This is a genomic window from Pseudomonas sp. OV226 (assembly GCF_003148705.1).
Classification (GTDB): domain Bacteria; phylum Pseudomonadota; class Gammaproteobacteria; order Pseudomonadales; family Pseudomonadaceae; genus Aquipseudomonas.
This window is the reverse complement of the sequence record NZ_QGGS01000023.1, coordinates 59,912-84,806: the sequence shown is the minus strand read 5'-3', so window position 1 is coordinate 84,806 and position 24,895 is coordinate 59,912. Positions and strand designations below refer to the sequence as shown.

The window sequence follows — 24,895 nt, the reverse complement described above, 5'->3', positions numbered from 1 at the left end:
GGACGTTCCTTATCCTAGTATCCTGTTCAAAAAGCTCTCTGTAAGAGACGAACTACCGGCGGGAGCCTCATCGTCAAATTTGAGCATCACGCAGGTCTTGCCGGACGGATTCGAAAATTTAACGGCGTTGTCTTTATTGAATACACCTGGCAGAGATGACCCATCCTCAAAATGCGCGGTGCACGGCAAGCCCTCATAGCTTTCGTCAGCAGGAATTCTGAAGCCAATCCAGCTCGCGAAACCAGTTAACGGCGTAGGAGGAACAAACTCGCAGGGGGTATGGGTATCGCCAATTATCACCGTGCCCGAACCACCAATCACGATGCCGCCGTGGGTGCCTACGATATCAATTGTCGCCGCATTCTTGCCGTTAATGAACACGGTCGTAGACAGCCCTGAAGAGAGCGCGCTACCGCAAGTGCAGGTATCGCTCTGACGCGCTGCGGGAAGGCCGTCGAAGAATACGTCGGGAGATCCTGATGCGATAGGGTTGGTACCGTGCCCCGGCAAAGGACAACGGTATAAATCGCTTTTACGCGCTGCTGGCTTAGCCATTTTGACCTCCTGTCAAAAATCCTTTCGAGCGTCATAACCTACCAGATCAGCGCGCCGATTAATTATCGTCGGGCAATATGCATACTCCTATTCAGCGATCAGCATCCACTAAAACTGATCGGCGCTAGCCTCTAGAAATCGAACCAAGATGCAGAAAAAGCCGCTTTAACTGAAGAAGCCGAAAGCCGCTTTCGGCCCAGAGTGGATGAAAATAGATCTGTCACCTTTTCTCCATTTGAAAGCTACTAACTCATGGCAATTGGGTCTTGGAATCGCAACTCTTGCTGGTTGCAGGAAAGACGTCCCCACGATACCCTCCCACCGTCGCTGCCAATTCAGCGGCCGGGCTTGGTAACCCGAGGTAAATCACTGCGCAACAGTGCCATGCGTTCGCAGGCGCTTTTTTTTCGCCTGCGATCTGCGTTATGGCGGCTGTGCGTGGGACGTCTTCGGACGTGCCGGTTTCCTTGATTTCCCGGTTTACCAACCTGCGCACAGCTGCCACCCATTCGCTTGGTAACGAATTGTGGCGGCTCTTAAAAATTAAGGAGCTTCACAATGCGCTGTATGGATACGTACAAAATCTGGCTTTTCCCTCAACGCGACTCTCAGTTGCGTAACGCCCCACCGTCCACCCTCTCCCACCCCCTCTCCGTGATCGGAGGTGGCCAATGACCGATCAATCAGAGCTGAAAACCATCGGCCTAACCCCTGCCATTTACTGCGCAGACCAACCACTCTTCCACGTCACTCGCGGCGTTCCCCTCGGCGATGCATTGGCCATGGCTTCTGACTTTCTGTTTCTCGCCAAGAAGCTGAATGAAGATGCCGCTTACGCCACAGACACAGATCGCCACGCCTGGGCTGCGCATTATTTGACGGCGATGAGTAAGGCGGTGGTTGATGATGCGGTGAAGGTGCTTGGGCGGGGTCGGGGTTCTGCGGCGGCGGCTGAGCGGGCGGCGGCGTCTGAAGGGTAAACGCTGAAAAATGGGGGAGCGGACTGCTTGATGACGGCGGTTGGTTCAGGATTGATGTTGGCTGAACTAGCGCTATCGCGAGCAAGCTCGCACACAGGGATTGCGGCTAGCTGAAGGCCGTTGCTGGCCCCGAGTTTTTCGGGGCTTTTTCGTGTTGGGGTCAGAGGACGTGTTGGGAGATCAGTTTTGAGATTTCTACCATCGATGTCCTGCCGGTGAATTCGAATTTCACTTTGCCCAGTGACGAGAAATAGATCTCCAGCTCTGAATCCAGGTCAAAGGTCCCGGACGTTTCCACCGAGTACGCCACGATGTTTTTGTAGGGCAGCGAGGTGAAGTCTTTTTTGCTGCCGGTGATGCCCTGGACGTTGACGGCGATGATGCGTTTGTTGGTGAACACCACGCCGTCGCGCATGGATTTGTAGGCGTCGATGACCTGCTCCCCTTCCAGCAGCAGTGCTGCTGACGCGTTCGGCGTATTCTTCGTTTTGCTTGAGTTTGAAGAAGCCTTTGTTGTTGAAATCAATCATCTGTCATTCCCTGTTTTTTGAACGTAAATCCCGAGTGCGGGCTGCATACGGCGCCTTGGGCTGGGCCTCGTCTAGACTTAACGGGTAGTAGTCGTAGAAAGAACCAAACACGTCGCTTTGGTGCAGATGAATCAATACCAGCGTGGCAAGCTGCCTTAATGCCCTATAAAAGGTGCGGCAAAGACCGCGCCGGGCACAACAAGATGCCCGCACAGGGTGCCCTGGCCAACGGCCTGACAATGCCACGATACCGTGACGTGGTGTGAATGCCGCAGCCGACACTTTCGGACGACCGACAACCGCCTGGTTTGTCCGTGACCGTGAGGAATGCTGTATGCCTGATGAGATGTTGCAACTGCCTATGGTCAACAGCGTGCTGGAGCGCCACAAGGGCTCTGCGGGTGCATTGTTGCCCATCCTTCATGAGATTCAGGCCGGTATCGGTTACATCCCCGAAGCCGCCATCCCCGAGATTGCCCACGCCCTCAATCAGAGTCAGGCCGAGATTCGTGGGGTGATCAGCTTTTACCATGATTTCCGCACCGCGCCGCCGCCCCGGCATATCCTGCGTCTGTGTCGGGCGGAGTCGTGCAAGAGTCGCGGCGCCGAGCAGTTGGCCGCGCAGTTGCGTGAACGTCTGCAACTGGATGACCACGGCAGCAGCGCCGATGGCAGCATCAGTTTGCGTCCGGTGTATTGCCTTGGCGCCTGCGCCTGTTCGCCGGCGCTGGAGCTAGATGGTCAGGTGCATGCGCGGCTGAGTGCCGAGCGTCTTGATGCATTGCTCGACGCTTGCCGGGAGGACGTATGAGCCTCTATCTATCCTGTGATTCGCTGGCCCGTGCCGTGGGTGCCGATGCGGTGGCGTCTGCCCTTGGCAGCCAGGACCTGCAACGCACCAGCTCTCGTGGCCTCTATTGGCTGGAACCCTTGCTGGAAGTGGACACCCCGCAAGGCCGAATCGGCTTCGGCCCGCTGACGGCGGCCGATGTGCCGTCGGTGCTTGATGCGCTGCAAGGCGAGCCGTCCTCGCATCCACTGGCCTTGGGCCTTGTGGAAGAATTGCCTTATCTGAAGACTCAACAACGCCTGCTGTTCGCCCGCGCTGGCATCACCCGGCCGTTGTCGCTGGACGATTACCGAGCCCACGGCGGTTTCGAGGGTTTAACAAGGGCCGTCACGATTGGCGGCGATGAAACCGCGACCGCGGTGTTCGATTCGGGCTTGCGTGGCCGTGGCGGCGCAGCCTTCCCTGCCGGGATCAAATGGCGCACGGTGCGCGCTACCGAGGCGGCGCAGAAATACATTGTGTGCAACGCCGACGAAGGCGACTCCGGCACCTTCGCCGACCGCATGTTGATGGAAGGCGACCCCTTCCTGCTGATCGAAGGCATGGCCATTGCCGGCATCACCGTCGGCGCCAGCTACGGCTACATCTATGTGCGCTCGGAATATCCACAGGCCATCGCCACGTTAAATGAGGCGCTGGCGATTGCCCGGACTAACGGTTACCTCGGCGCCAACGTCGGCGGCAGTGGCTTGGCCTTCGATATGGAAGTGCGTGTCGGGGCCGGTGCTTATATCTGCGGTGAAGAAACTGCGTTGTTGGACTCGCTCGAAGGCAAGCGTGGGATTGTCCGCGCCAAGCCACCGATTCCTGCGCTGAAGGGGCTGTTCGGTCTGCCGACGCTGGTGCACAACGTGCTGACCCTGGCTTCGGTGCCGCTGATTCTGGCCAAGGGTGCGCAGTTCTATCGCGATTACGGCATGGGCCGTTCCCTCGGCACGATGCCTTTCCAATTGGCGGGCAATATTCGTCGTGGCGGCCTGGTGGAACGGGCCTTTGGCCTGACGCTGCGTGAATTGGTGGAAGACTACGGCGGTGGAACCGCCAGTGGCCGGCCGCTGAAAGCCGCGCAGGTCGGTGGCCCGCTCGGCGCGTGGGTGCCACCTTCGCAATTCGACACGCCGCTGGATTACGAGGCGTTCGCCGCCATCGGCGCCATGCTCGGTCACGGTGGCGTGGTGGTAGCTGACGACACATTGGACATGGCCCACATGGCGCGTTTCGCCATGCAGTTCTGCGCCGAGGAATCCTGTGGCAAATGCACGCCTTGCCGCATCGGTTCGACCCGGGGCGTGGAGGTGATCGACCGGCTGCTGGCCGCGCCGGATCAGAACGGTCGCGATGAGCAGGTGATCATCCTCAAGGACCTGTGCGACACCCTGCAATACGGTTCGCTGTGCGCATTGGGCGGCATGGTTTCCTTTCCGGTCGCCAGCGCCCTCAAGCACTTCCCCGCCGACTTCGGTCTGCAATCTTCGGAGGCCGACCAATGATCACTCTCTTCGACCCGAACACTGATATCGATCTCGGCACCCCGGCCCGCGACAGTCAGGTGCAAGTCACCCTGAACATCGACGGCCGCAGCATCAGCGTGCCCGAAGGCACTTCAGTGATGCGCGCCGCTGCGCTGATGGGCACCACGATTCCGAAACTATGCGCCACCGACAGCCTCGAAGCCTTCGGCTCGTGCCGCATGTGCCTGGTGGAAATCGACGGCATGCGCGGTTATCCGGCGTCCTGCACCACGCCGGTCAGCGAAGGCATGAGCGTGCACACCCAGACGCCGAAACTCGCGACCTTGCGCCGCAACGTGATGGAGCTGTACATCTCCGATCACCCGCTGGACTGCCTGACCTGCTCGGCCAACGGCAACTGCGAGCTGCAAACCGTGGCCGGTCAGGTCGGCCTGCGGGAAGTGCGTTACGGCTATGAAGGCGACAACCATCTGGCCGATGTGAAGGACACTTCCAACCCCTACTTCGATTACGACCCGAGCAAGTGCATCGTCTGCAACCGCTGCGTGCGCGCCTGCGAAGAAACCCAAGGTACTTTTGCACTGACCATTACCGGGCGCGGCTTCGAATCCCGTGTGTCCGCTGCCGGTGGCGATAACTTCCTCGATTCGGAATGCGTGTCTTGCGGCGCCTGTGTGCAGGCCTGCCCTACCGCGACCCTGATGGAAAAAAGTGTGGTCGAGCTGGGTCAGCCTGAACGCAGCGTGATCACCACGTGTGCCTATTGCGGCGTGGGCTGCTCGTTCCGCGCCGAGATGAAAGGCGACCAACTGGTGCGCATGGTTCCCGACAAAAACGGACAAGCCAACCACGGCCACTCTTGCGTCAAAGGACGCTTTGCCTGGGGCTATGCGACCCACCCGGATCGCATCACCAAACCGATGATCCGCCAGCACATCAACGACCCTTGGCAGGAAGTCAGCTGGGATGAAGCGGTGACCTACGCCGCCAGCGAGTTCCGCCGCTTGCAGCAAAAATACGGCCGCGATTCCATTGGTGGCATCACCTCCAGCCGCTGCACCAACGAAGAAACCTATCTGGTGCAAAAACTGGTGCGCGCCGCGTTCGGCAACAATAACGTCGACACCTGTGCGCGGGTCTGCCACTCGCCGACCGGTTATGGCCTGAAACAAACCCTGGGCGAGTCCGCCGGCACCCAGAGTTTCGACTCGGTGATGCAGGCCGACGTGATCCTGGTGATGGGTGCCAACCCCAGCGACGCGCACCCGGTGTTCGCCTCCCAGCTCAAACGCCGCCTGCGTGAAGGCGCTCGATTGATCGTCATCGATCCACGCCGCATTGATCTGGTGGACTCGGTGCATGCCCGCGCTGAATATCATTTGGCCCTGCGTCCGGGCACCAACGTCGCGATGCTCAACGCCTTGGCCCACGTCATCGTCACCGAAGGCTTGCTCGATCAGGCGTTTATCGACGCCCGTTGCGAGGGCAGCGATTTCGCTCGTTGGAGCGAGTTTGTCAGCCGTGCGGAAAACTCGCCGGAAGTGCTGGCCGCCATCTGCGGCGTAGACGCTGCCGACATCCGTGCCGCCGCTCGTCTGTATGCCACCGGCGGCAACGCGGCGATTTACTACGGCCTCGGCGTCACTGAACACAGCCAAGGCAGTACAGCGGTCATGGGCATCGCCAACCTGGCCATGGCTACCGGCAACATCGGTCGGGAAGGCGTGGGCGTGAACCCGTTGCGTGGCCAGAACAACGTTCAAGGCTCTTGCGACATGGGCTCTTTCCCCCACGAGTTGCCCGGCTACCGGCACATCTCCAACGAGGTGGTGCGCGCGCAGTTCGAACAGGCGTGGAACGTCACGCTGCAACCCGATCCGGGCCTGCGTATTCCGAACATGTTTGAATCTGCACTGGCCGGCAGTTTCAAGGGTTTGTATTGCCAGGGCGAGGACATCGCTCAGAGCGATCCGAATACCCAGCACGTCACCGCGGCCCTGTCGGCCATGGAGTGCGTGGTGGTGCAGGACATTTTCCTCAATGAAACTGCCAAGTTCGCCCACGTATTCCTGCCGGGCGCTTCGTTCCTGGAGAAGGACGGCACCTTCACCAACGCCGAGCGGCGCATTTCGCGGGTACGCAAGGTCATGGATCCGCTGGGCGGCAAGGCTGACTGGGAAGGAACGGTGGCTCTGGCCAACGCCTTGGGTTACCCGATGAACTACAAACATCCATCAGACATCATGGATGAAATCGCCAGCCTGACGCCGACCTTCACCAACGTCAGCTACGCCGAACTGGATCGCCACGGCAGCCTGCAATGGCCGTGCAATGCTGCGGCACCGGACGGCACGCCGACCATGCATATCGATGAATTCGTGCGCGGCAAGGGGCGCTTCATGCTCACCGGCTACGTGCCCACCGAGGAAAAGGTCAACAGTCGCTATCCGCTGCTGCTGACCACCGGGCGCATCCTCAGCCAGTACAACGTCGGCGCCCAGACCCGACGTACCGAAAACGTCGCCTGGCACGACGAAGACCGCCTGGAAATCCACCCGACCGACGCCGAGAGTCGTGGCATCAACGAGGGTGACTGGGTCGGCATCGGCAGCCGCGCCGGACAGACCGTACTGCGTGCGCGGGTCACCGAGCGGGTTGCGCCGGGCGTGGTGTACACCACGTTCCACTTCCCTGAATCGGGGGCCAACGTCATCACCACCGACAACTCCGACTGGGCCACCAACTGTCCGGAGTACAAGGTCACCGCCGTGGAGGTCAGCCGCGTCTACCACCCTTCCGAATGGCAAAAACGCTATCAGGCATTCAGCGACGAACAACAGCGGTTGCTCACCGAACGCCGCCAGGCACGCACCGCTGGAACAACCGCCGAGGTGCGCCGATGAGCACTGAAAACCTGATCAAAATGGCCAACCAGATCGCCCAGTACTTCGCCACCGAGCCGGATCAGCAAGCGGCCGTGCTCGGCGTGCGCAATCACATTCAGATGTACTGGACGCCCGGCATGCGCAAGGAATTGCTGGCCTGGCAGACGGAGCATCAGGGGGCAGACATGCACCCATTGGCGCAGGCAGCCGTCAGTGGGGCGGGCTGGGAGGCTTAGGTTCTCTCGAATGACCCCTTGTCCTGTGAAGACAGGGCAAGGGGCGTTCCAGTGATTTTCAAGCCGAGCATTCGAGGGCATGCGCACCCTGACTGACAGACTCAAGTCACGATCTTTCGATCTTTCCTTTCTGTACAAACTTCCAGTTTGATATCTTCCCGCCGTCCAACACTGTGGATTGTGGCCTTAACGCCATCAGCTCACGTGATCAACGAACAAGGAAGACTCAATGATATTCATCGCCCTCTTGGTGTTCTTCGCTGCGTCAGCGGGGATCTGGTTTTGGATCGTTAGAAACCGTGGCAGCTTCAATCTGTGGTTTGCCAACCTGGCCGGGGCCTTGGCCAGTTTCATCGTCGGGATCATCGTGCTGATTTTTATCGGCGCCGAACCACAGGCAGCACGAGGACCGGCCTACTTTCTCTATTCGTTCATGGCGATCATCGGCGCTTTCGTCGGGACATGGCTGTTGGTTATCAACCGACTCAAGCGGGAGGAGTCCCAGGTCCGGAATCATTTGATCGCCGGATCGTGCAGCCTGCTGGCGGCATTCATCACGTTAGTGGTGTGGGCAGTGATCTTTCCTGCCAAGTGATCACCACCCTGCCCCGCCACCTTTCCAAGACACATCCGGTGAGGTTTTAAGCCTTTAGCCATCAGACAACCCCGACCGCTGGCTGCGCTATCATCACGTGCTCTGCGCGCCAAGAGTCCTGAATCTGCATGCCCATGTCTTCGCCACTCCCCGACAGCCATCACGCCCTGCCACCGGTCCTTGTCGGCCCGCTGTTGCGGCGCCTGGAGCCCACACGCCTGGTGTTGTGGCTGGTGGGTTCCCGGGCGCTGGAGCTGACCTTGCGCTTGCAGGGTGTCGGCGATATCCGCCTCGATGGCGGGCAATGCACGGTGATCGCGGTCGGCAAGCATGCCTTTGTGCACCTGGTCGATGTGCCGCTGGACACCGCCCTGCCCTGCGACACGTTGATTGAATATGACCTGCTGATCGATGGCGTTGAATCCGGCATCGCCGATTGGGCGCCGCACCTGTTGTACGGCGATGCCCGTTGCCCGAACTTCGTGCTGCGTTCCCGGGTTGATCAACTGCTGCATGGCTCTTGCCGAAAACCTCATCACCCGGCCATTGATGGCCTGCTCTGCGTCGACCAGTTGTTGGCGACGGAACACGATGCGTTGCAGAGGCCGGCACTGCTGATGATGACCGGCGATCAGGTCTACGCCGACGACGTCGCCGGGCCGATGCTGCGAGCGATTCACGCCTTGATCGAGCGCCTGGGCCTGTTCGATGAACATCTCGAAGGCGCCGTGGTCAGCGACAGCGCCAAACTCTACGAACACCCGGCCAGTTACTACCACCGTGAGGATCTGTTACCGGCGCTTGAGAGCAATGAGACCCTGCGCGAGCGTTTTTTCGGTGGCGCACGCAAGCCGATTTTCACCAGCAGCAGCGCCGACAATCACCTGGTGACGTTCGCAGAAGTCATGGCCATGTACCTGCTGGTCTGGTCGCCGATTCCATGGACCCTGATCGCCCCGCAACCGCCCGCGCTGACACCTGAAAGGCGCAAGCGCTATGCCCTTGAACAAACCCGCATCGATGACTTCAAGTCCGGCCTGGGCCGTGCCGCGCGGGCCATGGCGCACCTGCCGTGCCTGATGATTTTCGACGACCACGACATTACCGACGACTGGAACCTTAGCGCGCAATGGGAGGAAACGGCCTACGGCCATCCGTTCTCCAAGCGCATCATCGGCAACGCCTTGATCGCCTACATGCTGTGCCAGGGCTGGGGCAACAACCCGCAGGCGTTTGGCGATGTGCTGGAAAAAACCCGTCTGCTCGGCGCCACCGGAGGCGATCGTTACCTCGACAGTGCGCTGCAGGATGACTTGATCGATACGCTGTTGCGCTTTCAGCAGTGGCATTACGTACTGCCCACCACGCCCGCACTGGTCGTAATAGACACCCGCACCCGTCGTTGGCGCAGCGAGATGAATCTCAAGCAACCCTCGGGCCTGCTGGACTGGGAAGCGCTCAGTGAACTGCAACAGGAATTGCTGGATCATCCGTCGGCGATCATCGTGTCACCGGCGCCGATCTTCGGCGTCAAACTGATCGAAACCGTGCAAAAAGCCTTTAGCTGGTGCGGTTTTCCACTGCTGGTGGACGCCGAAAACTGGATGGCTCATCGCGGCGCAGCCCAAGTGATCTTGAACATTTTCCGACACTCGCGCACACCGGGTAACTACGTGGTGCTGTCCGGCGATGTGCATTATTCCTTCGTCTACGAAGTATTGATCCGACACCGCAAGGCGGGGCCGAAAATCTGGCAGATCACCAGCAGCGGCATCAAAAACGAATTTCCGCCCACCCTGCTCGAATGGTTCGACCGCCTCAATCGCTGGCTCTATTCGCCGCGCTCGCCACTGAACTGGCTGACCAAACGTCGGCGCATGCGCATCGTCCCGTATACCCCCGAACACGCAGAAGCTGGCGAACGGCTATGGAACTCGGCAGGCATCGGCCAAGTGTTCTTCAATGAGAAAGGACAACCCCAGGATATTTATCAGCACAACTCAAACGGCTCGCCCAAGACCCGGATGGTTGCGCCTGAACATGACGACTGAAACGGCGAGTCACCATGAACCTCACCCGAACGCTGATCATCGGCAACTCTGGCTCAGGCAAAAGCTGGCTGGCTAAACGATTGGCCAAACACCTCAAGGTGCCATGGATCGATCTCGATCGGATTCACTGGGTGTCGGACGAACACAGCATTGCCCGCCCGGGTGCCGCAGTATTGGGCATGGCGCGGATCGCGGCCAGTGAAGAACGCTGGGTAATCGAGGGTGTTTACGGCTGGATCATCAGCGAACTTGTCCACCGAGCGACGGCGCTAATCTGGTTGTGTGTCGATGACGAATATTGCGTCGCCAATATTCGCCAGCGAGAAGAACACGACGACGAGCGACTGATCTCGTTATTGGAGTGGGCCGCAAACTACCATCGCCGTGAAGACTCGAGCGGGCTCGGCGCGCACCGGCGATTGTTTCAAGGGTTTGGAGGTACAAAAATCAAACTCGAGGATCGCGGTGAAATTACGGCGTTTATAGATCGCTTGTTACGGGTTGAGTAATTACTGCGCTGCGGGGTGAGTCCCCAAGCTGAGGTGATGGCAGGCCGGGATGGCGCGTTGTTCGGATGGGGACTACACCGCTCACAGAAACGTCTTTAGGAGGACTGGGCGATACTCGGTACAAGCGTAGAGCTGTCGACTACGCAACGACCATTCAGAGGCAATGCCTTGTCATCCTGTACTCATTTCTGTGTCCCTTGCTTCGAGCGACATCAACTACACCACAGCACGGGTGTATGTGGCTGGAACCATGGATAAGGTCGACGATGACCGAACCCGATGGTTGGAGATGTCTCCTGAACAATACAACGCGCTCGCAGAGACAGCCTATCTACTCCAATCCCCCGCCAATGCTGAGCGCCTTGTCAACTCAATCGGCAATATGAGGGCAGGGAAAATTGAAGCTCGGCAGCTCATAGAAGATTGATCTCACTACCGAACAGTGAATCCAGTCCACTTTTTGATCGTTCCCACGCTCTGCGTGGGAATGCAGCCAGGGACGCTCCGCGTTCCCGAAAGCGTGACGCAGAGCGTCACAAGAGGCATTCCCACGCAGAGCGTGGAAACGATCGGGAACGTATGTCAGGCAATGGTCACGGCCCGACATACGCCTCTGACAATCATCTCCACCTCCCGCTCATCAATCGTCAGCGGCGGCAGCAGGCGAATGGTCTTGCCCCGTGTCACGTTGATCAGCAATCCGTGGTCCCGCGCGGCGATCAAGGTCAGGTCGCGGATCGGCTGCTTGAGTTCGATGCCGATCATCAAGCCCTGGCCACGAATGGCCATGACGTTCGGGTGCCCGGCCAGTTCGGTCTGCAACCTGGCGAGCAAGCGCGCGCCTTGAAGCCTGGTATTTTCCAGCAGACCTTGTTCTTCGATGATGTCCAGCACTGTACATCCGACACGACAGGCCAACGGATTACCGCCGAAGGTGCTGCCGTGGCTGCCCGGAGTGAACAAGTCAGCGGCTTTACCCCGGGCAAGGCAGGCGCCGATGGGGACGCCGTTGCCGAGGCCTTTGGCCAGGGTCATGACGTCCGGGACAATGCCTTCATGCTGGAACGCGAACCATTGACCGGTGCGGCCGATACCGGTCTGGATCTCGTCGAGCATCATCAGCCATGAGTGCCTGTTGCAGAGCTCGCGCACCGCTTTGAGATAACCGCGTGGTGCCAACTGGACGCCGCTTTCGCCCTGGATCGGCTCCATCAGGATGGCCACGATTCTTTGGCCGTGGGCTTGATGCACCTTATCCAAAGCGCCGAGATCACCGAAGGGCACTTTGACAAAATCCCCCGGCAACTCGTTGAAACCCAGGCGCACGGCCGGGCCATCGCTGGCAGATAACGTGCCCAGCGTGCGGCCATGAAAAGCGTTCTCCATGACCACCACCAGGGGTTGCTCGACCCCTTTGTGCCAACCGTGAAGCCGCGCGAGTTTCAGCGCGGTTTCATTGGCTTCGGCGCCGGAGTTGTTGAAGAACGCCCGATCCATACCCGCCAGCGTCGTCAACCTTTGCGCCAGGCGCTGTTGCCAGTCGATGCTGTAGAGGTTCGATGTGTGCAACAGCAAACCGGCCTGCTCGCTGATCGCTGATCGCTGACACAATGCGCGGATGGGAGTGGCCAACGTTGGTCACCGCCACTCCCGCCACTGCGTCCAGGTATTCACGACCGGCCTCATCCCACAGGCGTGTTCCCAGCCCTTTGCTGAAACTCAAGGCCAGCGGTTGGTAAGTGCTCATCAGGCAGGCGGCGGTCATGACATCAAGCTCCATCAATGGTCGGTGTTTTTACAGTATGGTTAGCCACCTGAGCTGGATAAACGCTGTAACACTTCAATCATCTTAAATCTGAGCTTGATAATGGATCTGTTCCAGGCAATGACGGTTTACGTAAAAGTGGTGGAAGCCGGCAGCATGACCGCCGCCGCGCAGCAGTGCGAAATGTCCACAACCATGGTCGGCAATCACCTTCGTTCATTGGAACAACGCCTGGGGGTGCGCCTGCTCAACCGTACAACACGGCGCCAGCGCCTGACAGAATTCGGCTCCGCTTACTACCAGCGCTGCCTGGAAGTACTCGGGCTGGTGGCTGACTCCGAACGCTTGGCCGAACAGAGCCAGGACGCGCCGAGTGGGACCCTGCGCATTACGGCGCCACTGACGTTCGGCACGGAAAGGCTCGCGCCGGCGCTCAGTGAGTTCTCGCTGCAATGTCCGCAAGTCAAACTGGATGTGGTGCTCACCAACGGGCGCCCCGATCTACTCGAGAACAGCCTTGATGTGGCGTTTCGCTTGGGCGCAATCGAGCCGTCCAACCTGATCGCCCGCCCGCTGATCGACTACACCCTGACCATGTGCGCTTCTCCCGAATACCTGGCGCGCCGCGGGATACCGCAAATGCCCGAAGACCTGCAACATCACGCCTGTTTGTCCTTTGCTTACCCGGTCGGGGATGACTGGCAATCGGTCGAAAAACAATGGCGCCTGAGTGGGCCGGAAGGTGAAGTGATGGTGGCTGTCAGCGGCCCGATGCTGATCAATAGTTCGGCGGGGTTGCATCAGGCGGCTCGAACCGGGATGGGCATCGTGATGCTGCCCGATGCGTTGGTAGAGCAAGACTTGCTCAACGGAAAACTGGTAGCACTGATGCAGAACTACCGGCTGCCGAGCCGGCCAATGCACCTGGTATACGCCCAGGATCGCTACCGTTTACCGAAACTACGCCACTTCGTCGACTTTGCCATGCAGTTATGGGGCAAACACTAGCGGGGGCAACGTGCCATGCACTAATCTCGATGCCAGGCGAATCAATTGATATCTGTGCGTCAGGGAGAGCGGTGATGGGGGAAACGTCGAATATCAAGCCGTTGAAGTTCAATGCGTCAGATTTTAGCGAAGACCTGCTGCACACCATTCTGGAACTGGTCAGCGACGGTATTTGGGACTGGAACGCCAACACCGGCTTTGTCTACCGCAATCCCGGTTGGTACAAGATGCTCGGCTACGAGCCTCATTCCCTGGACAACACGGCGTTGACTTGGGAAAACCTCATTCACCCTGACGACTACCCCGCGGTCATGGCCGTGTTTGATGATTACGTGCAACAGCGCGCGCCCACCTACCAGGCCGAATATCGTTGCCGCATGCTGGACGGCAGTTACACCTGGATCGAAGACCGCGGTTATGTGCTGTCCCGCAATGCTGACGGTTCCGTGGCGCGCATGATCGGCGCGCACCGCAGCATCGACGACAAACGTCGCCTGCTTGAAGCGTTGGAACGACGCACTCACTCCCTTGAAGCGACGGTTGAAGAGCGCACCCGGGAATTGTCTCGGGTCAATCAGCAGCTTCAGATCCAACTCGAAGAAAACCGCAAACTGGCGGAAACCGACACGCTGACATCCATCGCCAATCGCTACCTGATGGAAAAAGCCCTGCCTCTGGAATGCGAACGAGCCCAGCGCTTCCGACGACCGCTGTCCCTGATCGCCATGGACATCGACGACTTCAAGATCATCAACGATCACTACGGCCATGCCTTGGGTGATGCGGCATTGGTGCAGGTGGTCGAGGGCGTGAAGCTCTGCGTACGCGAAGGTGATCTGCTGGCGCGGTGGGGAGGTGACGAGTTCATCATCATCCTTCCCGATACCTCGTTGGCTGAAGCCAGACTTCTCGCCGAGAAAATCCGCGACGGATTGTCGAGCCTGCCACCCGTGGGCGAGTTTCAAGTATCCATGAGTTTTGGCGTGGTCCAGCGCTTTGACGAAGAGCAACAGACCGGGTTGCTGGCCAGGGCCGATCAGGCGCTTTATCGGTCGAAGGTAGCGGGCAAGAATGTGATTTCGGGGTGAAACCAACCCCACGTCGATTTTACATTCCAGCCTTCACCAACACCGGTTTCTCCTGGTACCGGTCCGGGTACAGCTGCTTCAACTGCGCCACTTTCGGTAGATCGTTGATCACGATGTACGGATAGCTCGGGTGCTCGGTCAAAAAGTCTTGATGCTCCTCTTCTGCCGGGTAAAAACCGTTGTAGGTTTCCAGCCTGGTCACAATGGGTTTGTTGAACAAATGGGTGGCGTCGAGCTGGGCAATGTAGGCCTGGGCGATGCGTTGCTGTTCGGTGTTTTCAGTGAAAATCGCCGACCGGTATTGGGTACCGCTGTCGGGACCTTGGCGGTTCAGTTCGGTGGGGTTATGAGCCACCGAAAAATAGATCTGTAGCAGCGTGCCATAACTGACCTGAGCCGGATCGAACGTGACTTCGACGGATTCCGCATGGCCGGTGTCGCCCTCGCTGACCTGTTCATATCGGGCGGTGCTGGCCGCGCCGCCGGCGTAACCGGAGACGGCTTGCTTCACACCTTTGACATGTTGAAACACACCTTGGACGCCCCAAAAACATCCGCCGGCAAACACCACCTTTTCACTGTGGGCCTGGGTTGTTTCATCCAGGGCCGGCGGGGGAATGATGACCGCGTCTTCGGCACCGAACGAGAAGGCCGAGCACTGACTGATGATGCCGGCAGCAGCCATCCCCAACAGGGTGCGGCGCCAGGTGATCAGGGTTTTCATGGGACATGACTCCTAGACAAACGAAATGGCTTCAACCGAACGTAAACGCGTAGGCCGACACGCCGGGATCGAGAAACTCGATGCTGAACGTGCGGTCCGTCACGCCGCCGCTCTGGCGCACCAATTGATACAAGCGTTGTTCTTTCACAGTGCCGCTGCCGTCGGGCGCCACATCGGTGCCGTGGGCATCGCCGGGGGCTTTTCCGTCAATCAGCACTTTGAATCGCACTGGTTTTCCGTCGGCAGCAGGGCCCAGCACCAAGTGCAAATCGCGAGCGTGGAAGCGATAGACGATGCGACTGGCGGGGGCGCTGGAAATCGCCCGTTCGGAACCGACATTCCATTTTCCGTCCAGGCTCCAGTCATTGAGGGCCAATTCAGCGGGTGGGGTGTAGGCGGCGACTTTGTCCGGCACAAGGCTGGTCTCGGGAACGAAATGCTCCGCACGCTGGAAACCGACATAGGTTTCCGGTGATTGCACTTCCTTCATGTCCGGCGCGAGCTGAACCCCAGTCGCATCAGCGTTGATCAGGCCATCCGCGACCTTCACCGCTCCCGCTTCACGCAGCAGCTGCTGGATGACCCTCTCCGATTCGACGTACTCGCCTTCACCAAAGTGGTGATAGCGAATGCGCCCCTGAGCATCTGCAAAATAATGGGCCGGCCAGTACTCGTTGTTGAAGGCACGCCAGATCTTGTAGTCGTTATCGATGGCAACCGGGTAGTTGATGCCGAGGTCTTTCATGGCTTTGGTGACATTGCCAACATCCCGTTCGAAGGCGAATTCAGGTGCATGGACACCGATCACTACTAACCCCTGATCGCGGTACTTCTCGGCCCAGGCTTTCACATACGGCAACGTGCGCAGGCAGTTGATGCAGGAGTAGGTCCAGAAATCCACCAGCACGACTTTGCCCTTCAAGGCCTGCGCCGTGAGAGGTGGGGAATTGAGCCACTGCACTGCACCATCCAGTGCAGGAAGGTTGCCTTCAATCGGCAAGACACCGGAGGCCTTGTCACTCGCTTTCATCGTGTCACCGGCGGCCATCATCGCCCCGCTGTTGTTCGGGGATTTGCCGGCCAATCGCCCCACCAATGCCTGTTCGATTCCACCGGTGGACGCGGTCGAAACCCGCGCCAGAATGCCGGTATCCAACCCCAGGGCAATCGCGGCAACCCCCGCCAGCATCGCGGCCCCCAGACCGCGCCGAACCCATTCGCCTGCGCCAATCGAACGTTTCATCGCTGCGAAGACTTTACCGCCCAGCAGCAGCGCCACAGCGAGGGAAGTGGCGGCACCGGCCGCGTAAGCCAGCAGTAGCAATGTGGTTTCGATGCTTGCCCCTTGCAGCGCCGCGCCTGTCAGCAACAGCCCCAGAATAGGTCCGGCGCAAGGCGCCCAGAGCAGGCCCGTGGCAACGCCGATCAGGAAGGAAGCGCCGGGGCGTGGCCGGGCATCGGCGCCGGCGGCCTCCGATAGTCGGCTGCCGGCCGCCACCAGTGGCCGTGTCAGTCGCTCGGCCAGTCGGGGCAGCATCAGCGTCAACCCGAACAGTGCTACGAACAGCAACGCGAGCCAGCGACCGTATTGATTGAGTTGCACCACCCAACCGCCACCCACCGCCGCCAACGTGGCGACCAGCGCGAAGGTCAGCGCCATCCCCGCCAATAGCGGCAAGCCACTTTTCATAAACGGCTGCCCGGTTCGAGCGAAGACAAAGGGCAGTACCGGCAGGATGCAGGGGCTGACGATTGTCAGTACACCACCGAGATAAGCGAGAACCAAAAGCCACATAGCGTCGACCTGCACCAGGTGAATGAAGGGAAATGCCCACGGTTCAAGCCGCCTGCGGCTTGAAGGTCAGCGCCAGGCCGTTCATGCAATAACGCAGACCGGTGGGTTTGGGCCCGTCGTCGAAGACATGCCCCAGATGACCGCCGCATCGCCGGCAGTGAACCTCTTCGCGCAGCACACCAAAGGATCGGTCCTGACGAGTGGCCACCGCTTTGTCCAGCGGTGCCCAGAAACTGGGCCAGCCGGTGCGGCTGTCAAACTTGGTGTCGGATGAGAACAGCGGCAAATCACACCCTGCACAGGCGAAAACACCTGCGCGATGTTCATTGTTCAATGGGCTGCTGTAGGCCCGCTCCGTGCCCTCTTCACGCAAAATCTCGTACTGCTCGTCGCTGAGCAGGGCGTGCCATTCGCTGTCGCTGTGGGTCACCTCGAATACCTCCGCCGCGCCGGCATCACTGACCAGTGCAGTGCTGGCGGCAAATTTTGGCAACACACCGATCACCAACGCTGCAGCCCCCAGCCCGCCGCCCGCTACAAGAAACTGTCGCCGTGAAAACATGGCCTTCTCCAAAATTCCAGGTGCCTGATAGGGAACACAGCCTAGGCTTGGGTTGATCGCCAAATCCTCACGAGGAGTTAAACAATTCGTGATAACTCAGGCTGAGGAAAACCCGCACAATGTGCCCATTCGCGACAAAGGATTGAGCTTTATGGAACAGACCAAACGCGTCCTGGTGGTCGAGGACGACCTGCACATCGCCGACCTGATTTGCCTGCATCTTCGCGATGAGCAGTTCGAAGTGGTGCACTGCGCCGACGGTGATGAAGGCATGCGCCTGTTGCAGCAAGGAAGCTGGGACGCCTTGATCCTCGACCTGATGCTGCCGGGTGTCGACGGCCTGGAAATCTGCCGTCGTGCGCGGGCGATGGCCCGCTACACCCCGATCATCATCACCAGTGCGCGCTCCAGCGAAGTACACCGGATCCTGGGCCTGGAACTCGGCGCTGACGATTACCTTGCCAAGCCCTTTTCGATGCTGGAACTGGTCGCCCGGGTCAAGGCGCTGCTGCGTCGGGTAGACGCCATGGCCCGCAACCTGAAAATGGACTCGGGCAGCCTGATGACGGACGGCCTGTCCATCGACCCGATCACCCGCGAGGTTTCGCTCGACGGGCGGCGCCTGGACCTCACACCACGGGAGTTCGACCTGCTCTACTTCTTCGCCCGCCAGCCGGGCAAGGTGTTCTCGCGCATGGACTTGCTCAATGCGGTATGGGGTTACAGCCATGAGGGCTACGAACACACGGTGAACACCCACATCAACCGTCTGCGGGCCAAGATCGAAGCTGACCCGGCGCAACCTGTGCGCATCCTCACGGTGTGGGGGCGCGGTTACAAATTCGCGGTCAAGGAGGAACAGCCATGAGGCTGACCCTGACACAACGCCTGTCCCTGGTGTTCGCGATTCTGTTGCTGGTGTGCTGTGGCACATCGGCGTGGATGCAAGTGCGCGCCAATCAAATGCATGAACTGGAAGTGGTCCAGGGACTGTCGCGCGATCTGGCGCAACACATCGCCCACGACACCGTGCTGATGGATGCTGGCGGCCTGATGCCCAATGCCGTTCGCGAATTGTTCAGCAAACTCATGCAGGTCAATCCCAGCGTCGAGGTCTATCTGCTGGACTCCGAGGGCAAAATCGTCGGCAGCGCCGCCCCAGAAGGGCGGATACATCGGGAACGGATCGACCTTGGGCCGATCCAGCGCTTGCTCAAGGGTGACGCCCTGCCGATTCTCGGCGATGACCCGCGCAGCGTCGATGGACGCAAAGTCTTCAGCGCCGCGCCATTGCGGGTCAACGGTCAGCCCGCCGGTTATCTCTATGTGGTACTGCTTAGCGAAGAACACGACCGCTTCGCCGAACGCGGCGCCACCAGTGCCGCGCTCAATACCGCCCTGTGGTCCATCGGTCTGGTCGCGTTGTTGTGCCTGATCGCCGGTCTCACGGCATTTGCCCTGATTACCCGACCGTTGCGCCGCTTGACCGAAAGAGTCAGTCAGTTCGACATCGATGGTGTTCCCTCCACACCACCGACCGCGGAACCGCTAGGGAAAGCGGCCAGTCACGATGAAATTGCCGTACTGGACGCAGCCTTCCGGCAAATGCAAACCCGCCTGAGTGAACAGTGGCGCTCACTGACTCGCCAGGATCAGGAGCGTCGCGAACTGGTGGCAAACATTTCCCACGACCTGCGAACACCGTTGGCCTCGCTGCACGGATACCTGGAAACCCTGACGCTCAAAGACGCCACGTTATCCCCCGCCGACCGCCGTCGCTATCTGGGTATCGCCCTGGATCAAAGTCGAAAAGTGGGTGGCCTGGCGCAATCGCTGCTCGAACTGGTCAGGCTGGAGCACGGTTTCGTACAACCGGTGCTGGAACGCTTCTCCATGACCGATCTGGTGCAGGACATCTTCCAGAAATTCGAGCTGACCGCCGAAGCGCGCCAGATCGAACTGAAGGCCACTTTCGCCCCTAACGTTTCCGCGGCCTGCGCCGACCTGGGATTGATCGAGCGGGTGTTGACCAACCTGTTCGACAACGCCCTGCGCAATACCCCTCAAGGTGGAGAAGTCGAATTGAGCCTGCGCCCACAAGGGCCGTTTATCGAAGTCACCGTCAGCGACACCGGCCCCGGCATCGCACCACAGTTGCGCGAAGGGCTGTTCCTGCGTCCCTTCAACATTGGCGGTGCACGGCGCGATGGCGGGCTGGGGCTGCGTATCGTGCATCGGATCCTGCAATTGCATGGTCGCGAGATCCAGCTGATCGATCTGCCCGGACGAGGCGCGACCTTTCGCTTCTCCTTGCCGGTGGATCAGCAAACGGCAGAGCAATGGGCGGTTCGCTCGATGAATCTCAATTCAACCGGGACCTAGTCGGCGGCACACATTCAGGTAACGGCTCGCAAAAATGACGACCAGTTGCCTGTTCACCCGTGACAACGCTGCCACGGTCCAATAGATTAGTCGGCCTGAAAAGGCCCTGTGCTTTCTCGCCTCAATTCAAGTTAAAAGAAGTAGTGAAATTTCAATGTCCGATTCCAACACCGCTGAATCCGTAGTCACCTTGTCGTCCAAAGCGGAATACGAAAACTCCATCAATCTTTCACAGCATGTGCCACAGGCCAAGACCATCAGCGAGATGGTCCTGGACGCTTTTCAGTCCACCCGGGAAAGCGACCAGATCCGCGAGCTGCGCGCCGCGATTCGCCAGGCACATGACAGCTTCGACGACGATAAAGCCTATGAGCTGATGGGCGAACTCAAGCAACTCAAGGACGCGGAAGCGGCCGACATCGCCGCTCTCGAAGACCTGAGCAGCAAATTCCCGATCAGCCGGATTCTCTCCAGCTTCAAGGATGACCCGGCGTTTCAGGAGATCGTCTACGGCCTCGCGCTGAAAGTGCTGAACCAGACTCACCAGGCCATCAGCAATCCGAGCAGTGGCAAAAGCAAAGTGGCTCGCGCCAAGAAAGATCTCGAAGTGTTCACCATCAGCAAGGACGGCATAAACGTCACCCTGCCGCTGCGCACCCCGCGTTCAAGCCTGAACGTTGACCGCAAAGCGCTGGAGTTCCTCGGCTTCACCTTCGTCGGCGAAGGCGATGACGCAGTGATTGAAAGCGAGACGTTCCTCGATAACGCCGGTGTCGAACAAGCGGTCAACCGCAAGAACATCATCACCGCGCTACAGCAGCAAACCGCGTTCGACGGCTACAGCATCGCCGCGCAGTAAATCAGTCGGGTAAACGCCGATGACCGAAAAGCCCTGCCCTTGAAGCAGGGCTTTTTATTGCACTCAGGATGACGGAGCTGACGAATGCAGCGCCACCATCATGTCCACTTCTACCGGCGCGTTTTTCGGCAGCTGATAAACACCGACGGTCGTACGGGTGTGTTTACCGGCATCGCCCAGTACATGCGTAAAGACATCCGATGCGCCATTGGCCACGTCACTGAGATCGACAAAATCAAAGGTGGATTTCACATAGACCGTTATGCGAAGCAGCGCCTTTATGTGCTCCAGTGAACCGATGGCGGCGTAAATCAGCGCCAGCCCACGTATCGCACTGATACTCGCCGCTTCTTGAGCATCTGCCAGGTTGAGCTCCAGCCCCACCCTGCCAGGGTACTGAATTTTGCCGTTCATTCGCGGCACCAGCCCGCTGATGTACAGTTCATCTTCATGTCGAATCAGCGGCGCGTAATGTCCGCCAGCAGCGTTCTCGTCGTAGATATCAAAACCCAGTTCTTTTGCCAGGGCGACGAAGCGTTCGTCGCGAGTCAATTGCTTAATCATCTACCGAACCTTCTTCATCAAGAGAGCGAAAAGCGCAGTTGATGGTAGGCATCAGACACTTGTCTTGTTCAGGGTAAGTTCGTATAGAATCCAACGAACTTTACTGCCAGGGAGACCAGTAAAATGCAGGTTCACCGTGCAGTCATCGCCGCCATCGAACTTCAGCCAGGGATGCCGCTGGTGCAGCAGATCGTCGATCAGCTGACGATGGCGATCAACCAGGGAGGCCTGCCCCATGGGGCCAAACTGCCACCCATTCGCGAGCTCTCGGGCTTGATGAACGTGGGCAAGTCGACAATGGTCGATGCCCTTGACCGGTTGCGCGCCAAGGGACTGGTGGTCTCGCGCCAGGGTTCCGGGCATTACGTTCAGCGAGCCATCAATCCGCCGTCCGCGGTTGCCGGTCCGGACTTGCAACCTCAGGACACGCTCAGCCGGGTCCGCCGTGCACTGTTGCTGGAAAACGGTGCGCTGCGTCCCGGCTGCGGATTCCTCCCCGCCTCCTGGTTGCCCGCCGAAGAACTGCTCAAAGCCGTACGCGCGACACTTCGCGCGACGACGCTGCGCATGGGCGAGTACGGTGAAGTGGGCGGTTATCTGCCGTTGCGCGAGGCATTACGGGTCAAGTTGTCGACCGTCGGTATCGAGGCACCGGTGGAACAAATCATCACCACTTCCAACACCGTGCAGGCGATCGACCTGCTGATGCGCCTGTTGATAAAGCCTGGCGATACGGTAGTACTCGACGACCCGTGTTACTTCAACATGCACGCCAATCTGGCGTTGCACGGCGCCAAGGTCATCACCATTGCCCGCGATTGCGATGGCCTGGACCTTGAGGCGTTCGAGCAATTGCTGATTGCCCATCGCCCCGTGCTGTATATGACCAACAGCACGCTGCATAACCCGACCGGCCACTCGTTCACCGCCGCCCAGGTTTATCGCCTGCTGGAACTGAGTCACCGCTATGGTTTTCATATCGTCGAAGATGACTTGTATGGCGACATCCAGCAGAAACGCACACCGCGCCTGGCCGCGGGCGGGCTGGACACGGTCAGTTACGTCTCCGGTTTTTCCAAGACCCTGACCGCCAACAGCCGTGTCAGCTACAGCGTGTTGTCGCGCCCCTTGGCGGCCCGGATGATTGCTTTGAAAATGGCCTGTGGCGGTGTGACCTCGGAACTCGCGGAGCAGATCACCTGCTCCATGCTCAACAATGGAAGCTACGCCAAACACACCCGCCGCACCGTCGACCGCCTCTACGAATCCAGCAGCCGTGTGGCGCGCTGGCTGGTGGAGGCCGGGTGCTCGGTATCGTCGCTGCCGGGGGAAGGGTTGTTTATCTGGACCCGCTTGCCCGAAGGTTTCCACGCTGAAACCCTGGCCAGCAAAGGCCTCGACATTGACCTGGTGCTGGCGCCCGGCACCTTGCTGAGCAAAGCGGCCGATGCCAGCAGCTTCCTGCGTTTCAATGTCGCGCACAGCGATAACACCCAGGTGCGGGACCGGTTTTTCCGGTTGCTTGATCGCTGAGTTTTTCTGCTTGCCCCCCAACAAAAAGCCCCGCACTTCTCTCGAAGGCGGGGCTTTTGTTTACAGCATCCGACGCTTAAGGCGCGTACGTCAGCAGCAACTCGGTCGGCACTTTGAAGTCCAGGGACATCATCACGCTCAACGCGGTAATGGTGAAGATCGAGAACACGAACAGCTTGCGTGCCCAGACCGTGTCATCCACTGCCTTGTAGCCGGTCCAGGCCATGTACAACCAGTACATGCCCATGGCCGCGGCGACGGCGAGGTAGCTCATGCCGGCGTAGCCGCTGAAGGTCAGCATCAAGGTCGCCACGAGGAAGGCCAGGATGTAGATCAGGATGTGCTTCTTGGCCACCTGGATCCCGCGCTTCACTGGCAGCACCGGAATCGATGCGGCCAGGTAATCGTTGAAGCGGAAGATCGCGATGGCGTAGGAATGCGGCATCTGCCACAGGCTGAACATCACCAGCAGGGTCAGTGCGGCCATGTCGAAGCTGTTGGTCACAGCGACGTAGCCAATCACCGGCGGCATGGCGCCCGACAGACTGCCCACCAGCGTGCCGTGAACCGACTTGCGCTTGAGGTACAGGCTGTAGAAGCCGACGTAGATGATGAAACCGATCACCGCGAACAGCGCGGCCAACGGGTTCGCCACCTTGTACAACAATGCGACGCCGGCAACACCCAGGACGGTCGCAAAGGCCAGGGCCAGTTTCAGGGAGATCAAGCCCTGGACCAGCACCCGGTTCTTGGTGCGTTCCATCTTCAGGTCGATGTCGCGGTCGATGCAGTTGTTGAACACGCAACCCGAAGCCACCACCAGGGACGTGCCGATCATGGCGGCCAGGAAAATGGCCAGATCGACATGCCCTTTCGAGGCCAGGAAAAATCCGCCCGCCACAGAAAGCACGTTACCGAAAATGATCCCCGGTTTGGTGATTTGGATAAAGTGCTTAAAGGACATCCGGACTTTCCTCAGTGCGCCATCATGACGGTGTGGATGCTGAACATGATCCACAGCGACAAGCCAACCAACAGAACGATTACCAATGCGGCGAAAACAAACGCGATCACGTTGTTACGCTGGGCAGCGGAGCGGTCCAGGTGGAGGAAGTACACCAGGTGAACAAGCACCTGGATAACTGCGAAGACCAGTACGATCCACAGGGTCATGGCTTTCGGCAGCGACGGGTACATCACCAGGCCGAAAGGAATGATCGTCAGGATCACCGACAGGATGAAGCCGATGGCGTACGACTTGACGCTGCCGTGGCTGTCGTCGTGACTGTCGTGGCCATTGTGTGAGTGAGCTGCGTTAGCCATTACAGGGTCCCCATCAGGTAAACAACGGTGAATACGCAGATCCACACCACGTCCAGGAAGTGCCAGAACAGGCTCAGGCAGCTCAGACGGGTTTTGTTGGTCGACGTCAGGCCTTTTTTCTGGACCTGATACATCATGATCGCCATCCAGATCAGACCGCTGGTCACGTGCAGACCGTGGGTGCCGACCAGGGTGAAGAACCCGGACAGGAAGCCGCTGCGGTTAGGACCGTAGCCTTCGGAGATCAGCATGTGGAACTCGTTGATCTCCATGCCGATGAAGCCCAGGCCGAACAGGAAGGTGATGGCCAACCAGCCCAGTACCGCCTTCTTGTTGCCTTTGAACAACGCCAGCATGGCGAAGCCGTAGGTGATCGAGCTGAGCAACAGGCAGGCGGTTTCGCCCAGCACGTATGGCAGCTCGAAGATGTCGTGGCCCGACGGGCCACCCGCTACGTTGTTAACCAGTACCGCGTACACCGCGAAGATCGACGCAAACAAAATGCAGTCGGTCATCAGGTAGAGCCAGAAACCGAATACGGTCATCTCGCCCGAGTCGTGGTGATGGTCATCGTGCCCATGTCCATCGACATGGGTGTGTCCAGCATTGGTCACTAAGTTCGACATGGT

General features: G+C 59.2%; 23 protein-coding genes and 2 pseudogenes. 15 read left to right on the top strand and 10 right to left on the bottom strand.

The genetic code is table 11. The features are described 5' to 3' along the window. Positions 1-9 precede the first annotated feature (9 nt). A complete protein-coding gene (locus C7534_RS26600) occupies positions 10-555 on the bottom strand; it encodes a PAAR domain-containing protein (RefSeq protein WP_109787554.1) in 546 nt (181 codons plus the stop codon). A 671-nt stretch (positions 556-1,226) separates the two neighbouring features. On the opposite strand from C7534_RS26600, the gene C7534_RS26590 reads away from it, so the two are divergent. Next, on the top strand, positions 1,227-1,535 hold the full coding sequence (locus C7534_RS26590; RefSeq protein WP_109787553.1) for a DUF3077 domain-containing protein: 309 nt from the start codon (positions 1,227-1,229) through the stop codon (positions 1,533-1,535). Positions 1,536-1,695: 160 nt separating this feature from the next. Here C7534_RS26590 and C7534_RS26585 read toward each other — a convergent pair. Further along, a pseudogene (locus C7534_RS26585) lies at positions 1,696-2,065 on the bottom strand (PH domain-containing protein). A 334-nt stretch (positions 2,066-2,399) separates the two neighbouring features. Between C7534_RS26585 and C7534_RS26580 the strand changes: the two are divergent. The 8 genes from C7534_RS26580 (at position 2,400) to C7534_RS32965 (ending at position 11,090) form a co-directional block, all read left to right on the top strand. Next, entirely contained in the window at positions 2,400-2,876 is a 477-nt protein-coding gene (locus C7534_RS26580; RefSeq protein WP_109787552.1) for a formate dehydrogenase subunit gamma, read from the top strand. Further along, complete coding sequence (locus C7534_RS26575; protein ID WP_109787551.1) at positions 2,873-4,405, top strand: formate dehydrogenase beta subunit; 1,533 nt, start codon at positions 2,873-2,875, stop codon at positions 4,403-4,405. Before C7534_RS26580 ends, C7534_RS26575 begins: the two co-directional genes overlap by 4 nt. Continuing rightward, positions 4,402-7,290, top strand: coding sequence for a formate dehydrogenase subunit alpha (gene fdhF, locus C7534_RS26570; protein ID WP_109787550.1), 2,889 nt, complete (start codon positions 4,402-4,404; stop codon positions 7,288-7,290). Before C7534_RS26575 ends, fdhF begins: the two co-directional genes overlap by 4 nt. After that, complete coding sequence (locus C7534_RS26565; protein ID WP_077431296.1) at positions 7,287-7,508, top strand: formate dehydrogenase subunit delta; 222 nt, start codon at positions 7,287-7,289, stop codon at positions 7,506-7,508. The genes fdhF and C7534_RS26565 overlap by 4 nt, the downstream gene beginning before the upstream one ends. Before the next feature lie 229 nt (positions 7,509-7,737). Continuing rightward, positions 7,738-8,103 (top strand): hypothetical protein, encoded by a 366-nt coding sequence (locus tag C7534_RS26560; RefSeq protein WP_109787549.1) that lies wholly within the window; start codon positions 7,738-7,740, stop codon positions 8,101-8,103. Positions 8,104-8,231: 128 nt separating this feature from the next. Further along, positions 8,232-10,154: an alkaline phosphatase D family protein gene (locus C7534_RS26555; RefSeq protein ID WP_109787548.1), complete on the top strand. Its 1,923-nt coding sequence runs from the start codon at positions 8,232-8,234 to the stop codon at positions 10,152-10,154. Positions 10,155-10,168: 14 nt separating this feature from the next. Then, on the top strand, positions 10,169-10,663 hold the full coding sequence (locus tag C7534_RS26550; protein WP_109787547.1) for an adenylate kinase: 495 nt from the start codon (positions 10,169-10,171) through the stop codon (positions 10,661-10,663). Between the two features lie 163 nt (positions 10,664-10,826). Next, positions 10,827-11,090, top strand: a complete 264-nt coding sequence (locus tag C7534_RS32965; RefSeq protein ID WP_256594819.1) for a prevent-host-death protein — start codon at positions 10,827-10,829, stop codon at positions 11,088-11,090. 155 nt (positions 11,091-11,245) lie between these two features. Here the strand turns inward: C7534_RS32965 and C7534_RS26540 are convergent. Further along, positions 11,246-12,428 (bottom strand): annotated as a pseudogene (locus tag C7534_RS26540) (aspartate aminotransferase family protein). A 102-nt stretch (positions 12,429-12,530) separates the two neighbouring features. Between C7534_RS26540 and C7534_RS26535 the strand changes: the two are divergent. Together C7534_RS26535 and C7534_RS26530 are read left to right on the top strand one after the other, a co-directional pair. Beyond that, the gene (locus tag C7534_RS26535; protein ID WP_109787545.1) at positions 12,531-13,436 is read left to right on the top strand and encodes a LysR family transcriptional regulator; all 906 of its coding nucleotides are present in this window, start codon (positions 12,531-12,533) and stop codon (positions 13,434-13,436) included. 74 nt (positions 13,437-13,510) lie between these two features. After that, entirely contained in the window at positions 13,511-14,524 is a 1,014-nt protein-coding gene (locus C7534_RS26530; protein ID WP_109787544.1) for a sensor domain-containing diguanylate cyclase, read from the top strand. A gap of 19 nt (positions 14,525-14,543) precedes the next feature. Here C7534_RS26530 and msrA read toward each other — a convergent pair whose 3' ends face one another. The 3 genes from msrA to msrB are packed head-to-tail and all read right to left on the bottom strand — an operon-like array spanning position 14,544 to position 17,605. Next, positions 14,544-15,248, bottom strand: coding sequence for a peptide-methionine (S)-S-oxide reductase MsrA (gene msrA / locus C7534_RS26525; protein ID WP_109787543.1), 705 nt, complete (start codon positions 15,246-15,248; stop codon positions 14,544-14,546). A gap of 31 nt (positions 15,249-15,279) precedes the next feature. Next, the gene (locus C7534_RS26520; protein WP_109787542.1) at positions 15,280-17,043 is read right to left on the bottom strand and encodes a cytochrome c biogenesis protein DipZ; all 1,764 of its coding nucleotides are present in this window, start codon (positions 17,041-17,043) and stop codon (positions 15,280-15,282) included. A gap of 43 nt (positions 17,044-17,086) precedes the next feature. Beyond that, complete coding sequence (gene msrB / locus C7534_RS26515) at positions 17,087-17,605, bottom strand: peptide-methionine (R)-S-oxide reductase MsrB (RefSeq protein WP_109787541.1); 519 nt, start codon at positions 17,603-17,605, stop codon at positions 17,087-17,089. A gap of 151 nt (positions 17,606-17,756) precedes the next feature. Between msrB and C7534_RS26510 the strand changes: the two genes are divergently transcribed. The 3 genes from C7534_RS26510 (at position 17,757) to C7534_RS26500 (ending at position 20,846) form a co-directional block, all read left to right on the top strand. Continuing rightward, the gene (locus C7534_RS26510) at positions 17,757-18,473 is read left to right on the top strand and encodes a response regulator transcription factor (RefSeq protein WP_046026664.1); all 717 of its coding nucleotides are present in this window, start codon (positions 17,757-17,759) and stop codon (positions 18,471-18,473) included. Beyond that, complete coding sequence (locus C7534_RS26505) at positions 18,470-19,987, top strand: sensor histidine kinase (RefSeq protein ID WP_109787540.1); 1,518 nt, start codon at positions 18,470-18,472, stop codon at positions 19,985-19,987. Before C7534_RS26510 ends, C7534_RS26505 begins: the two co-directional genes overlap by 4 nt. A 154-nt stretch (positions 19,988-20,141) precedes the next feature. Then, the gene (locus C7534_RS26500; RefSeq protein ID WP_109787539.1) at positions 20,142-20,846 is read left to right on the top strand and encodes a hypothetical protein; all 705 of its coding nucleotides are present in this window, start codon (positions 20,142-20,144) and stop codon (positions 20,844-20,846) included. A gap of 63 nt (positions 20,847-20,909) precedes the next feature. Here C7534_RS26500 and C7534_RS26495 read toward each other — a convergent pair whose 3' ends face one another. After that, a complete protein-coding gene (locus C7534_RS26495) occupies positions 20,910-21,410 on the bottom strand; it encodes a RidA family protein (protein ID WP_046026667.1) in 501 nt (166 codons plus the stop codon). A 123-nt stretch (positions 21,411-21,533) separates the two neighbouring features. Here C7534_RS26495 and C7534_RS26490 point away from each other — a divergent pair, with 123 nt between their 5' ends. Beyond that, positions 21,534-22,943, top strand: a complete 1,410-nt coding sequence (locus tag C7534_RS26490) for an aminotransferase-like domain-containing protein (RefSeq protein WP_109787538.1) — start codon at positions 21,534-21,536, stop codon at positions 22,941-22,943. A 76-nt stretch (positions 22,944-23,019) separates the two neighbouring features. Here C7534_RS26490 and cyoE read toward each other — a convergent pair whose 3' ends face one another. Genes cyoE through C7534_RS26475 form a run of 3 tightly spaced genes read right to left on the bottom strand, consistent with a single transcriptional unit; the run spans position 23,020 to position 24,892 of the window. Further along, a complete protein-coding gene (gene cyoE / locus C7534_RS26485) occupies positions 23,020-23,907 on the bottom strand; it encodes a heme o synthase (protein WP_046026670.1) in 888 nt (295 codons plus the stop codon). 11 nt (positions 23,908-23,918) lie between these two features. Then, a complete protein-coding gene (cyoD, locus tag C7534_RS26480) occupies positions 23,919-24,266 on the bottom strand; it encodes a cytochrome o ubiquinol oxidase subunit IV (RefSeq protein WP_046026671.1) in 348 nt (115 codons plus the stop codon). Next, on the bottom strand, positions 24,266-24,892 hold the full coding sequence (locus tag C7534_RS26475; RefSeq protein WP_046026672.1) for a cytochrome o ubiquinol oxidase subunit III: 627 nt from the start codon (positions 24,890-24,892) through the stop codon (positions 24,266-24,268). Before C7534_RS26475 ends, cyoD begins: the two co-directional genes overlap by 1 nt. Positions 24,893-24,895 lie beyond the last annotated feature (3 nt).